This window comes from Hamadaea tsunoensis DSM 44101 (assembly GCF_000428945.1).
Taxonomy (GTDB): domain Bacteria; phylum Actinomycetota; class Actinomycetes; order Mycobacteriales; family Micromonosporaceae; genus Hamadaea; species Hamadaea tsunoensis.
The window spans coordinates 60,650-73,524 of record NZ_AUAX01000033.1; the positions used below are offsets into that span (position 1 = coordinate 60,650).

Here is a 12,875-nt window from a genome sequence, read left to right on the forward strand (position 1 = left end):
GGCGGTCGGAAACCTTGACAGCTGCGTGACCATGTAACCGAGGTGGTAGCCGTGGCGCAGGAGCGGGGCTGGCCGCGGACCGCCAAAGTCGTGGCCGTCCTGGTGTGCGCGGTGACCGTGGGCCCGGTCGTGTTCGTCTCACCCGTGCTGGCGGTGTTGCTGGCCGCGGTGTACTGGGCGTGCGTCTACGCCTACCTCGCTCGCCGCTACGGCCCGCGGCGCACGGCAGTCGAGCGGCGGAAGGAGGAGGACGCCCGGGAGCGGTACATGCGCTGGTTCCTGCGGTGGTTCCTCCCACCGATCGCGGTGCTGGTCCTGCTGCTGGGGCTGGCCGACATCGGGCCGGAATGGCAGGCCGCGCACCGCATCGGGCGGCCGGGGACGGTGACGTTGACCAGGCATGAGTGCGGGAAGCAGTCGTGCAACTGGTTCGGCGACTTCGCCAGCGACTGGGGCCAGGACATCCGCAAGGACGTGTACGTGCGCTGGGACCCACCCGGCGCTCGGGTCGGTCTGGCCGTGCGGGCATTGGACACGGGGGAGCGGGCCGGCGTCTACGGTTTCGCGGGCGAGGGCGGCTGGCACTACTGGTGGATCAGCGCTTGGAGCATCGCGGGCAGCATGGGGTATCTGCTGCTGTGGCTGCTCTGGGCGTCGGGCGCGGGCGGCCGGCTCGCGTCGGTTGCCGGCGGCAGGATCACCGCGATGCTCGAAGCCAGGGCGGCGCGGGACTCCGGCCGGGTGGATCCGACGGACCTCATACGATCCGCCATCGCCGGAGCGGAGGAGGCAAGGCAGTCCCACGGCAGTCTCATGGTCCCCGCTAAGCCGACAGCCGGCTCCACTGGGCGGTCGGTCTTCCGTTGAGCCGCCACGGATGCCCCTCGACCAGCGGCCGGCCCGCCGGCGCGTCCTCCCAGCTCTCCTGCCGCCCGAAGACGGTCAGGTCGAGCGCGTGGTAGCTGGTCATCAGCGCCTCGACACCCCGCCCCGTGGTCCAGTACGTCTCGTAGACGTCCTCGCCGTCGCGCAGGTAACAGGCGATGAATCCGAAATCGCGGCCGGCCGCCAGCGCCGGATCCGACCCGTACGCCGAGTACCACGGGAACTCGTACCGCATGAACTCGGCGAACGGGGCGCTCTCGGCGTACGGGCCCTGGGCGAAGACGGCGTAGGTGACGTCGCGGGCGTGCAGGTAGTCCAGCGGCGCCATGTGGCAGGTCGAGAACGTGCAACCCTCGCACTGCTCCTCGAACGGCGCCCCGTCGTGCCACATGTGGAAGTACGCGATCAGCATCCGCCGGCCCTCGAACACGTCCAGCAGCCGGGTCTCACCCTTCGGCCCGGTCACCGACACGTCCGGCACCCGGGTCATCGGCAGCCGCCGGCGGGCGGCCGCGATCGCGTCGCCTTCCCGGGTGTGCGCCTTCTCGCGTACCAAGAGCTCGTCGCGTTGGCGCAGCCATTCGTCGCGGTCGACGACCAGGGGCAGGGCGGTGGGTTCGGTCATGAGTGGTCTCCTTCCAAGACACAAGTACCGACCAGGCACCAGTACCGACGACACCACCGGCTCGAAGTCATCGGTCACCGATGACGATCACGCCCCGCTATCGTCAACATGGTCATGGGTGACAACTGGCTGGACGAGGCGTTCGACCTCCATCGGCGGGAACTGCACCGGCACTGCTACCGGCTGGCCGGCAACGTCCCCGACGCCGACGACCTGCTGCAGGAGACGTTCCTGCGCGCCTGGCAGGCCCGCGACCGGTTCGAGGGCCGGGCGTCGGCGCGTACGTGGCTGTACCGGATCGCCACCAATGCCTTCCTCGACGCCCGCAAGTCGACCGCCCGCCGCACCGTCCCGAGCGGCGATCCGCTGGAATGGTCGGCCGAGCTGGGTCCCTACCCGGACGCCCTGATCGGCCCGGACACCGACCTCGGCGCCCGCGAGACCGTCGAACTCGCGCTCATCGCGGCGCTGCGCTTCCTGCCGCCGCGCCAGCGTGCCGCCTTCGTACTGCGCGACATCCACGGCTGGACCGCGCGTGAGGTCGGCGACCTGCTCGGCGCGGCCGTCCCCGCCGTCAACAGCCTCCTGCAGCGCGGCCGCGACACCTTGCGCAGTCACGTGCCCGCCGATCCGGCCGACTGGCGCCGCCCGCCGCTCACCAGCGCCGACGAGGAGATCCTGCGCAGGTACGCGCAAGCGAGCCGCCCGGCCGAGTTCCGCGCCCTGCTGACCGCCGACGTACGCATCACCATGCCGCCGGAGCCGCCCGTCCTGGGGATCGCAGCGGTCGCGGAGTTCCTGGGCCGGCCGCTGGACTGGCGTACCGTGCCGTCCTCGGCCAACGGGCGGCCGGCGTTGATCAACTATCTGCGTACGCCGGGGGAGAGTGTCTACCGGGGGTTGGTGGTCGACGTGCTGCGGATCGAGGACGGGCGGATCGCGGAGATCAACGCCTTCGTCGGAGCGGGCCACGTAGCGGCATTCGGCCACATCACGTGGGAAGGCTGACTGTCACGCAGTCGCGCTGACCGACCGCAGCAGCCGGTCGACTGCCGAGGGGTCACCGATCACGGCGGCCTCGCCCCGGTCGCGGGCGCCCGAAAGCGTCGACGGGTCGGCGAGCAGCGCGCTGAACGTCGCCGGGTTCGTACGCAGAGACGCCGCCGCCGTCGCGGGCTCGCCGGCCCGCACCTCGGCCCGCCCCGCGGTCAGTTCGACTGTCCATACTCGACCGTCGAGTTCGACGCGGCACGTCAGCGGGGGTGCCGCCGGGTCGGGCCGGGCGGCGAGGCCCAGGTAGAACATCACGGAGGTCGCGCTGAGCGTGGCCGGCTCCGGCGGCTGCGGCGCGTCCATGCCCCAGTCGCTCAGCGCGAGCAGGACGGGCTCCAGCTTCCGGCCGCGGGCGGTCAGCTCGTAGACCTGGGGGCCGTCCGCAGGCGCCGCCGTACGGCTGATCACGCCGTTGTTCTCCAGCTCGCGCAACCGGTCGGACAGCAGGTTCGAACTGATGTTGGGCAGGGCGTGCCGCAGGTCGGAGAAGCGTTGCGGTGCGAAGTGCAGTTCGCGGACGACCAGCAGGGCCCAGCGCTCACCGACGACGTCGAGCGCCCGGGCGATCGCGCAGATGTCCCGGTAGCTGCGGCTGGTTGGCATGACCACTCTCCTCGTCCCGCGGGATCCTAAACCACCGCGTACGCCGGTTGTATTTAACAACCGACTGTGGTTAGTTTAATGCACCAGACATGATCATTGGGAGGGGAATCATGAGCGGGTTGCTGCTGGAGAAGAAGACCGCGGTGATCTACGGCGGTGGGGGCGCGATCGGCGGGGCCGTCGCCCGGGTCTTCGCCCGGGAGGGCGCGCGGGTGTTCCTGGCCGGTCGGACGCAGGCGAGGCTCGACGCCGTCGCGGCCGACATCGCGGCCGCGGGCGCGACGGCCGAGACCGCCGCGGTCGAGACGGCAACGGTGGACGTCCTCGACGAAGAGGCCGTGCAGCGGCACGCCGCCGCCGTGGCGGAGGCGGCCGGCGGGATCGACATCGCCCTGAACGCCACGAGCTTCATGCACGACCAGGGGACCCTGCTGGCGGACCTGTCGCTGGCGGAGTTCATGCGGCCGATCGACGACTTCCTGCGGTCGCTGTTCATCACCAGCAAGGCCGTGTCACGGCACATGGGCGGCGACCGGCCGGGCGTCGTGCTGACCCTGTCCGAGCCCGGCGCCAAGCTCGCCGTCGGCGGCATCCTGGGCCACGGCGTCAGCGCGGCCGGCAAGGAGGCGTTCTCGCGCCTGCTCGCGGCCGAGCTGGCCCCCGCCAACATCCGGGTCGTCGCCATCCGGCCGCACGCCGTCGCCGACGCGCCGGCCGCGGGCTCCTACACCGGGGAACTCTTCGCCAAGATGGCGGCTGCGGGCGGGCAGTCCGTCCAGGAGTTCCTCGACGGCGGCATGGCATCGGGAACGCTGCTGCGGCGGCTGCCCACGCTCGCCGAGGTCGCGGAGACGGCCGCCTTCGTGGCGTCCGACCGCGCCGCGACGATGACCGGAACCGTGATCAACGTGTCCGGCGGGGCGCTGACGGACTGATCCGGCCGGATCATCCTGCGCGACCGTCCGCGCGGGGCGATACACGCCCCGCGCGGACATCACCCCCGCAGGTGGGGCACCCTGAGAGCATGAGTACCGCGCTGCGGGCCGCCGGCCTCGCGGACATCACCGTCGCCCCGATGGCCGGCGGTCCCACCACCCCGGCGCTGGTCACCGGCGCCGCCCGGGCCGGCGCCGTCGGCTTCCTCGCCGCCGGGTACAAGACGCCCGCCGTCGTCGAGGACGAACTGCGCGCGGCGGCCGGCGTACCGCACGGGCTGAACATCTTCGTGCCCTCGCCCCCGCTCGCCGATCCCCGGCCCATCGAGCACTACCGCACCGCGCTACAGCCCGAGGCCGACCGCTACGAGATCGACCTTCCGCCGGTACGCGTGGACGACGACGACTTCTTCGCCGACAAGGTCCAGTTGGCGGCCGCGTACGCGGTGCCGCTGGTCAGCTTCGCGTTCGGCGTACCGGACGCGGAATCGGTGCGGCTGCTGCGCGGAGCCGGCTGCGCGGTGCTGATCACGGTGACCTCCGCGCGGGAAGCGGCCGAGGCGCTGGCCGTCGAGCCGGACGGGCTCGTGGCCCAGGCGGGTACCGCCGGCGGGCACGCGTCCACCACGAACCCGGCCGGCTACACCGGGACCACGACGGCCGCCGAGGTGCTGGCGAGCGTACGCGCGATGACGGAACTCCCGGTCGTCGCGGCGGGCGGGACGGCGGGACCGGCCGACGTGCGGGCACTCCTCCGGGCCGGGGCCGCATCCGTCCAGTGTGGAACGTGGTTCCTCCTCGCCGACGAGGCCGGCACCCGACCGGCCCACCGCACGGCGCTCGTCGCCGGCAGCGCTGCCGGGACTGCTGCCGGGACTGCCGCCGGGACTGCTGCCGGGACCGTCGTCACCCGGGCGTTCACCGGCCAACCCGCGCGGGCGCTGCGCAACCGATTCACGGAGGCGTACTCGGAGATCGCGCCCATCGGCTATCCGGCCGTGCACCATCTGACGGCGCCGATCCGGGCGGCGGCCGCGGCGCGCGGCGACGCGCAGGCGCTCAACCTCTGGGCCGGCACCGGCTACGCGTCCATCCGCCCCGGCCCGGTCGCGGATCTGGTGGCGGCTCTCCGGGACTGACATACGTGTAGGGGTGCAACGGTGACCGGGCGACGGCGGACGATGCGTCGCCCCACTCGCCTGGCAGTGGAGGCGCCGGAGCGAAGCGGAGGTGCCGGAGCGGTCTCCCGCGCGAGGAGCGGAGGTGAGATCGACGGACCCGGGACCCGAATGTGATCTTGAATTTGATCTTGAATTGAGCTCTTCGCCTGAGAGCGCTCTCAGGTCTAACCTTCAGCCCGATGAGCAGATTCAAGCCGACGATCGAGGACGTCGCGCGGGCGGCGGGCGTCTCCCGCGCGACCGCCTCGCGCGTGGTCAACAACGCGCCGGGCGCCTCCGGACCGCTGCGCGACCGGGTGCACGCGGCCGTCGCCGAGCTGGGTTACCGGCCGAACGAGGTGGCCCGGGCGCTGGCGTCCGGCCGGCCGCGGGCGGTCGACGTGGTCGCGGTCACCTACGGCCCCGGCATCGGCTGGCTCGGTACGCATCCCTACTTCAGCCGCGTCCTGGCCGGGATGATGCCGGTGCTGGAGGGCGCGGGCGCCCAGTTGCGGCTGCACTCAGTAAGCCGGGACACAGGCTGTGGGGGCACAGGCGACGGGAACACAGGCGGACGGGAAGCGGCGGCCGCGGCGATCGACGAGATCGCGGCGAACGCCACGCTCGGTGCCGTGCTCGCCGACGTGACCCCGGACCTGGCGACACGGTTCCTGCGCCGGTGCCGCCGGACCGTCTCGATGGTCCCGACCAGCTCCGCGGTGCCGGGCATGGAGGCCGACAACGTCGGCGGCGCGTACGCGGCCGTGCACGAGCTGTACCGCCTCGGCCGTCGCCGGATCGCCGCCATTCACGGGCCCGAGTTCAACCCGTGCGCGATCGACCGGCGTACCGGGTACCGGCGGGCGGTCGCGGAGCTGGGCCTCGGCGAGCACAGCGCGGACGGCGGCTTCCATCGCGAAGGCGGGTACGCGTCCGCCCGGACCCTGCTCGACCAGGACCCCGGCATCGACGCGATGTTCGTCGCCTGCGATCTGATGGCGGCCGGCGCCGTCCAGGCGATCACGGCGAGCGGCCGGCGCGTACCGCAGGACGTGAGCGTCATCGGTTTCGACGACAGCATCGCGGCCGTCTGCACCAATCCGCCGCTGACCACGATGCGGCTGCCGGTCGAGGAGATGGCCGCGGCCGCCGCACGCCTGCTCCTGGAGGGCACGCCCGCGGCCGGATACCGGCAACGGTTCCCGGTCGACCTGGTCGTCCGGGCGAGCAGCGGGCACGGACAGTGACTGACGTGGATCTCGCTCTCGACCCGCCGGTACGCACCTCGGCGCTCCGGCTCACCCTCGCGTCCCCGCTCTACGGCGGCGCCACCGCCGCCCTGTTCCTGTCCGGCCTCGGGTTCTCGGCGGCCGCCCCGCAGATCGCGTCGTTCCTCGTCGACGATCTCGGCGGCTCGCTGACCACGGCCGGCCTGTTCTACCTGACGAGCCTGACCGCGCCGGTCGCCGGCTACCTCGTGGGCCGCCGCTCCGACCGCACCGGCGGCCGCCTCGGGCTGTTCCGCCTGTGTGCCGTGGCCGGGTTCGCGGGCTGGGCCGGGATCGCGTACTCGCCGTGGCTGTGGCTGCCCTACGTGATCAGCGCGGTCGTCCTCGGCTTCGCCGGAGCCGCGACGTCGCAGCTGTTCGCCGCGGTCCACGATGAGAGCCCCGGCAATGACGGCGGCCCCGGCAACGACGGCGTGGTGGCCGTGGTGCGGATGGCGCTCACCGCCGGGTGGGTCGTCGGGCCGGTCGCGGGCGCCTTCCTCGCCGCGCAGACCTCCCTGCGGACCATGCTGCTCGCGACCGCCCTGTGCACCCTCGCCCAGATCATTCCACTGGGGACACTGCGTACCCGGGCGGTCACCGTCGTCCGGGACCGGCCCGCGAGCCCCGGCCCGCGCGCGATGCTGCCGCTGCTGGCCTTCACCGGTCTCTACGTCCTCGTGTACGCGGGTGAGCCCGTCAAGTACGCGTACCTGCCGATCTACATGCGCGAGCAGCTCGGCTTCCCGGCCGGGCTGAGCGGCGCGATCATCGGCATCCAGCCGCTGGTCGAGATCGTGCTGATGCCGCTCGCCGTGATCGTCGCCCGCCGGACGGGGATGATGCGCCTGATGGTCGCCGGCGCGGGCTTCGGCGTCGCGGCCAACCTGTGCTTCGCGCTGTCCGGCAGCGCGGCGGGCCTGTTCGCCGGGCAGGTACTCATGGGCGGAGTGTGGGGCGTGTTCGCGGCGCTCGGGATCATCGTCGCGCAGCGGCTGCTGCCGACGGCGGTCGCGACGGCGTCGGCGGTCTTCCTCAGCTCGACCGCGCTCGCCTCGGCGATCGGCGGGGCGGCCGGGGGCCTCGGCGCGGCCGGGATCGGGCTGCCGCACGTCTTCCTCCTGCCCGCCTGCTTCGGCCTCGCCGCAGTGGCGGGCCTGGCCGCGATGACCCGCCGCTCACCCGCCCTCTGATCCCCGCCCCCTCGATCCCGGGCTCCGCCCGTCGCGCGGAGGCCCGTACACCATCGGGCTGACCGTCGGCGGCAGCGTCCCGGTCGGAGGCTTCGACCTCACCGTCACCTACCGCGCCAAGACCCCCTGGACCTGAGCGGTCGGCCACCCGGTGGCATCCTTCGGACGCCACCGGGCGCCGGTGTCTTTCGGCTACAGAGGATTGATCCGCTTGCGAAGCCGCACGACATCGTCCACTTCAACCGTCACGTCAAGCTGCACGACGTCATCCGGGGGTGCGTTGAACCGCACCCAGTAGAACTGGTCTTCCGAGCTTCCCGCGCCCTGCATCTGCCTGAACGTCAGCGGCTCGCCCGACGCCGTTACGGCCGAGCAGCTGATACGGGCCGGCGGCCCAGCGCTATGCGGCGCGGAGGCTATCCAGAGCCAAAGGTTCTTGGGGCTCTCCGCCACGGCGAGTATCTCGACGCCATCGCCCACGTCATCCTCGTGATCGACTACAGTCCATTTACGCACGTCATGCAGCACAGGGGAGAGTGTAGACCGAACCCCATCCCGGATAGGGGGTGAAGGGGTTCTGGTTGAAGCTCGCGTAGATCGCTGTTTCCCACCGCGTGTTTGTCGTTCCCAGGCAGGTCGTGAACCAGCTGTCACCGTCGCCCGAAGAGACCCTCTGGAAGAATTGGGTCTCCTCCAGGACCTTGTGCTCCCGGTCGCCTGTCCCCTGAAGGGTGTACAGCTCCAAGGTGAAGGTGAGCAGTCCGGTCGTGTCGCAGTCGATGCGCCCGCCATAGTGGACGCTGCCGTAGGTGCCGCCGGAGCTGGAGTAGCGAGGCGGTAGCAGTGCGCGACCGCGAGGAGCGGCTTGGGGGAACGCTTGCAGCGAAGATCCGCGCCTCCTTGACGTACTATCGAAGCCTCGTAGAGCTCGATGGCTTCGAGCTTCGCCTACACCCCACGACGCTCTACAACAGCCTGTTCCGGTACGACGACGACGTGTTGGCCAACTCGCACGTGTACGGTCAGCCGGCGAGTCTCAACCCCACGTGGCACGTGCGGCGTGTCGACGGCGGCGCGTTGTTCGGGCTCTACAGTGAGAGCTTTAACGCCGTATGGGAAACGGCGCTGCCGTGGCTCGGAACGGAGGTGTGACGACGTCATGGGACGTATTGAATACTGGCACGATCCCTCCGCCCCCAAGGCAAACAGTCTCGTACCGGCCTGCGGAGTCCTAGCGATCAATCGAGATGGCCGCATACTGCTGCAACGACGGCGAGATACCGGGCAGTGGGCGCTTCCCATGGGCAAGATGGAAATCGGTGAATCACCAACCGCCTGTGCCGTGAGGGAGACGCTGGAGGAGACGGGCATCGAAGTCGAGCTGACAGGCCTCCTGGGGATCTTCTCGGACCCCACTCACATCGTGGCGTACACAGACGGCGAGGTGCGCCAGGAGTACGAGGTCACCTTTCTCGCCCGCCCGATCGCGGGTGATCCAACCTCCAACGATGAAGCCAGCGAAGTGGGCTGGTTCCGCATCGACCAGATCGATGATCTTGATATCCATGGGACGATGCGCCGTCAGATCGCGCACTACGTGAACGACACGATGCCACACTTTGACTAGCGTGTGGCGAAGTCGGCCACAAATGTGCTCTCAGCTGCTAGAACTCGGGACCTTGGCGAGTGGCGGCGCCACCCCGGTGCCATGAAAAGGACGCCCTCAGCCATGATTGCCGTTCAGTACATGGTCCACGCCGTCGAGCCGGACCCCCTCCAGCGGTGAGCGAGGCTCCCGAGTACTCCAGGAAGCGGACAAAGATGCCAGCTGAGCGTCATCTAGTGTCTGGCTGAATTATGTTCAAGCAGCTCAAGGGCGATTCTCCAGAATCGCGGCCTGTGACGACGTGCGAATACCTGATCCGCGCGGGATCAAGAGGGTCGCGGGGCTGGCGTCGGCGGCCGTCGCGGGGCAAGCTGGTGGATCATGATCGGCCACGATCCCCCCGGGGCACAGCATCCTCCGGTTGCGCAGCACGCCATCGCCGCGCCCCGGCTCGTCGGGCGTGACCGCGAGCTGGCGGCGCTGCGCGCCTTCGTGCGGGACGGGTCGGGCGTGGCGCTCGTCGAGGGCGAACCCGGCGTCGGCAAGTCCCGCCTGGTCCGCGCCGCCGTCACCGGTCCGCACACGCTGCTCGCCGTATGCCCGCCGTTTCGCGAACCGCTGACGCTCGGCACCATCGTGGACGCCCTGCGGAACGCCGTCGGTACGCCGGAGGGGCTGGCCCTCACCCCGCTCGCGGGTGCGCTGCGGCCCGCGTTTCCCGAGTGGACGGACCACCTGCCGCCCGCGCCCGAGCCCGTCGCGGACGCCTCGGCCGCGCGGCACCGGCTGCTGCGGGCGCTGGCCGAACTGCTCGCGGCGCTCGGCGTACGGGTGCTGGTGGTCGAGGACGTGCACTGGGCCGACCCGGCCACGCTGGAATTCCTGCTGTTCCTGGCCGCCCGCCCGGCCGCCGAGGTCGCGCTGGTCGTCAGCTACCGGCCCGAGGACGTCCCCGCCGACTCGCTGCTGCGGCGGCTGTCGGCCCGCGGCACGCTCCGCGTCGAGCTGTCCCCGCTCGACGTCGCGGACACCGCCGAGCTGATCTCCTCGATGCTCGCCGGGGAACCCGTCTCGCGCCGGTTCGCCGCCTTCGTGCATCAGCGTACGGAAGGGGTGCCGCTGTCGGTCGAGGAATCGGTCCGGCTCATGCACGCGCGCGCCGACCTCGTGCGTCGCGACGGGCGCTGGGTCCGCCGCCGGCTCGCCGACATCGCGGTGTCCGCGACCGTCCGCGACGCCGTCGGCGAGCGCGTCGACCGGCTCGATCCGCAGGCCCGCCATCTCCTGTACGCGGCGGCCGTCCTCGCCGCGCCCGCCACGGAATCCGTTCTCGTGGGGGTCGCCGGACTGTCCGAAGAGGACGCTCTGGATGCGACGCTGGCGGCGCTCGACTCCGGCCTGCTGGTGGCCGACGAGCGGGGCCGGCTCGCGTACCGGCACGAACTGGCGGCCCGGGCGGTGCACGACGCGATCCCCGTTCCGTGGCGCCGCCGGGCCCACGAGCGCGCGGCCCGGCTCCTGGAGACCGCCGAACCCCAGCCGCTGCTGCGCCTCGCCCGCCACCATCGCGAAGCCGGGGACACCGCGTCGTGGTGCGCGTACGCCGAACGGGCCGCCGCGCGTACGCTCACCGCCGGTGACGAGGACGGGGCCGTGGCGCTCCTGCTCGACCTGCTGCTGCACGCCGAACTCGATCTTCCCGTCGTGCTGCGGCTGGCCCGGATGATCCCGCTGAGCAGCGTCACCGATCCCGCCCGGTACCGGGAGCTGGCCCGCGTACTCGGGAACGGCAGAACTAGCGAGGACGGCGGCGCTGTCAGGAACGGCGGCGTACCCGGCGAGGGGAGCGCGGCGGCCGAGGCGCTGGCGTTGTCCGGGGAGGTGCTGTTCTACCTGCAGGAGTACGACGCCGGGCGGGCCGCGATGGAGGCGGCGGTCCCGGGGCTGGCCGACCGTCCGGCCGCGGCGGCGCGGGCGATGATGCTGCTGGCCTTCCCGCGGGGGCGCGGTGTGCCGGTGAGCGCGCACCGGCGGTGGCTGGAGCGCGCGGCGCCGCTGACGCACGCGCTGCCGCCGCCCGACCGGTTGCGGCTGGTGATCGCGAGTGTGACCGCGCGGCTGACGCTCGGCGACCCGGTGGGCTGGGCGGCGGCGGCCGAGATCCCGGACGTCCCGGCCATGCCGGAGCTCGCGTCGCTGGTGACCGCCGGGCAGCTCAACCTCGGCCACGCCGCCCTCGTCTGGGGCCGGTACGCCGACGCGCGCGACCGCCTCGACCATGCCAGATCGCTCGCGGAGCAGCACGAGCACCTGCTGCTGCACGACATGATCCTCACGACGCGGGCGCACGTGGACTGGTTCACCGGCGCGGACTGGGCCGGCCTGCTGCCGAGGGTGACCGCGCTGGCCGGCGATCCGGCGGTGCAGCCGCTGACCCGCAGCGAAGCGACCGTCGTGATAGGACATCTGACCGCCGCCGCGGGCGACCCCGACACGGCCCGTGCCCAGTACGCGATCGCGATCGGCCTGGCCGAGCAGGCGGGCGCGGACGATCATCTCGTCGAACCGCTGGCCGCGATCGGGCGGCTGCTGCTGCGCGGCGGCTCGGCGGACGAGGCGGCCCGGACCTCCGGCGCGGCGGCGGAGCTCATCGAGGACAAGGGCCTGTGGCTGTGGGCCACCGAACTCCTCCCGGTACGCCTCGACGCCCTGCTCGCTGTCGGCCGCCCGGATGAGGCGGCGGCGTTCCTGGAGGCGTACGCGGGCGGGATCCCGCAGGGGGCTCCGGCTCCGGCGGCCGCCCTGCTCCTCGGCCGGGCGATCCTGCACCAGGTGAGCGTGCGCCCCAATCCGGAAACGTTTGCCGCCGCAGCCGACGCGTACGCGAGCATCGGCCGGCCCTACGACGCCCTGCTGGCCAGGGAACGGCAGGCGCGGTGCCTGCTCGATCTCGGCCGGCGGCCGGCTGCCGAGGCGCTGCTCGCGAGCACGGCCACGGCCCTGCGGGCGCTGGGGGCGACGGCCGACGCGGCCCGGCTGTCGGCACCGGCGCAACCGCGCCGCCGCGGCCGTCCCGGGTACGGCGACCGGCTGTCCCCGCGCGAGGTCGAGGTGGTCCGGCTCGTCGCGGCCGGGCAGACCACCCCGCAGATCGCCGAGGCGCTGACCCTGTCGGCGAAGACGGTCGGCGGGCACATCGAGTCGGCGATGCGGAAACTGCGGGTCTCGTCGCGTACCGCCCTGGCCGTGGCGGCCGTCGAACAGGATCTCCTCTGAGCAGGACCCCGTGATTTATCCGGGTCGGGCGGGCCGGATTTAAACCCGGCATCTGCCGCCTCGTCACCGCCGTCCGGCGTGCCAAGACTCAGTGCGTGAGCACCGACGACGAGCCGACCGGCTCACCGCCGCCGCCCGCCGGGGAGGCCGTCCCGCCAGCGGCCTCCACCACCACGCCCGCATCGGAGCGTGCCACCTCCGATGTGGAGCGTGGTGGCGCCGCGACCGCCGGCCCGCGCGACGACGAGTACGAGCCCCTGTGAAGGAAAGG

Annotated in this window: 13 protein-coding genes; 10 read left to right on the forward strand and 3 right to left on the reverse strand. The window is 72.1% G+C overall.

The window, feature by feature from the left end:
• Positions 1-51: 51 nt before the first annotated feature.
• A complete protein-coding gene (locus tag G401_RS0133585; RefSeq protein ID WP_157546676.1) occupies positions 52-867 on the forward strand; it encodes a hypothetical protein in 816 nt (271 codons plus the stop codon).
• On the opposite strand, the gene G401_RS0133590 is transcribed toward G401_RS0133585, so the two are convergent.
• Positions 824-1,510: a DUF899 family protein gene (locus tag G401_RS0133590; protein WP_027345940.1), complete on the reverse strand. Its 687-nt coding sequence runs from the start codon at positions 1,508-1,510 to the stop codon at positions 824-826. The genes G401_RS0133585 and G401_RS0133590 overlap by 44 nt on opposite strands.
• Before the next feature lie 114 nt (positions 1,511-1,624).
• Between G401_RS0133590 and G401_RS50225 the strand changes: the two genes are divergently transcribed.
• Positions 1,625-2,518, forward strand: a complete 894-nt coding sequence (locus G401_RS50225) for an RNA polymerase subunit sigma-70 (protein ID WP_034593931.1) — start codon at positions 1,625-1,627, stop codon at positions 2,516-2,518.
• Between the two features lie 3 nt (positions 2,519-2,521).
• On the opposite strand, the gene G401_RS0133600 is transcribed toward G401_RS50225, so the two are convergent.
• Complete coding sequence (locus tag G401_RS0133600) at positions 2,522-3,166, reverse strand: winged helix-turn-helix transcriptional regulator (RefSeq protein WP_027345941.1); 645 nt, start codon at positions 3,164-3,166, stop codon at positions 2,522-2,524.
• A gap of 110 nt (positions 3,167-3,276) precedes the next feature.
• Between G401_RS0133600 and G401_RS0133605 the strand changes: the two genes are divergently transcribed.
• The 4 genes from G401_RS0133605 (at position 3,277) to G401_RS0133620 (ending at position 7,722) form a co-directional block, all read left to right on the forward strand.
• A complete protein-coding gene (locus G401_RS0133605) occupies positions 3,277-4,101 on the forward strand; it encodes an SDR family NAD(P)-dependent oxidoreductase (RefSeq protein ID WP_084557918.1) in 825 nt (274 codons plus the stop codon).
• 89 nt (positions 4,102-4,190) lie between these two features.
• Positions 4,191-5,240: a nitronate monooxygenase gene (locus tag G401_RS0133610; RefSeq protein WP_027345943.1), complete on the forward strand. Its 1,050-nt coding sequence runs from the start codon at positions 4,191-4,193 to the stop codon at positions 5,238-5,240.
• Between the two features lie 221 nt (positions 5,241-5,461).
• Positions 5,462-6,508: a LacI family DNA-binding transcriptional regulator gene (locus G401_RS0133615; RefSeq protein ID WP_027345944.1), complete on the forward strand. Its 1,047-nt coding sequence runs from the start codon at positions 5,462-5,464 to the stop codon at positions 6,506-6,508.
• Positions 6,509-6,513: 5 nt separating this feature from the next.
• The gene (locus G401_RS0133620; RefSeq protein WP_034593932.1) at positions 6,514-7,722 is read left to right on the forward strand and encodes an MFS transporter; all 1,209 of its coding nucleotides are present in this window, start codon (positions 6,514-6,516) and stop codon (positions 7,720-7,722) included.
• Positions 7,723-7,914: 192 nt separating this feature from the next.
• On the opposite strand, the gene G401_RS0133625 is transcribed toward G401_RS0133620, so the two are convergent.
• Entirely contained in the window at positions 7,915-8,250 is a 336-nt protein-coding gene (locus G401_RS0133625) for a hypothetical protein (RefSeq protein ID WP_157546678.1), read from the reverse strand.
• Between the two features lie 315 nt (positions 8,251-8,565).
• Here G401_RS0133625 and G401_RS50230 point away from each other — a divergent pair, with 315 nt between their 5' ends.
• The 4 genes from G401_RS50230 to G401_RS56360 all read left to right on the forward strand — a co-directional run bounded on the left by G401_RS50230 (position 8,566) and on the right by G401_RS56360 (position 12,867).
• Positions 8,566-8,874: a hypothetical protein gene (locus tag G401_RS50230; RefSeq protein WP_211240920.1), complete on the forward strand. Its 309-nt coding sequence runs from the start codon at positions 8,566-8,568 to the stop codon at positions 8,872-8,874.
• A gap of 7 nt (positions 8,875-8,881) precedes the next feature.
• On the forward strand, positions 8,882-9,349 hold the full coding sequence (locus tag G401_RS0133635; RefSeq protein ID WP_027345947.1) for an NUDIX domain-containing protein: 468 nt from the start codon (positions 8,882-8,884) through the stop codon (positions 9,347-9,349).
• 360 nt (positions 9,350-9,709) lie between these two features.
• Complete coding sequence (locus G401_RS50235; RefSeq protein ID WP_034593933.1) at positions 9,710-12,604, forward strand: AAA family ATPase; 2,895 nt, start codon at positions 9,710-9,712, stop codon at positions 12,602-12,604.
• Between the two features lie 95 nt (positions 12,605-12,699).
• Positions 12,700-12,867 (forward strand): hypothetical protein, encoded by a 168-nt coding sequence (locus G401_RS56360; protein ID WP_157546679.1) that lies wholly within the window; start codon positions 12,700-12,702, stop codon positions 12,865-12,867.
• The last annotated feature ends 8 nt before the right edge of the window (positions 12,868-12,875 follow it).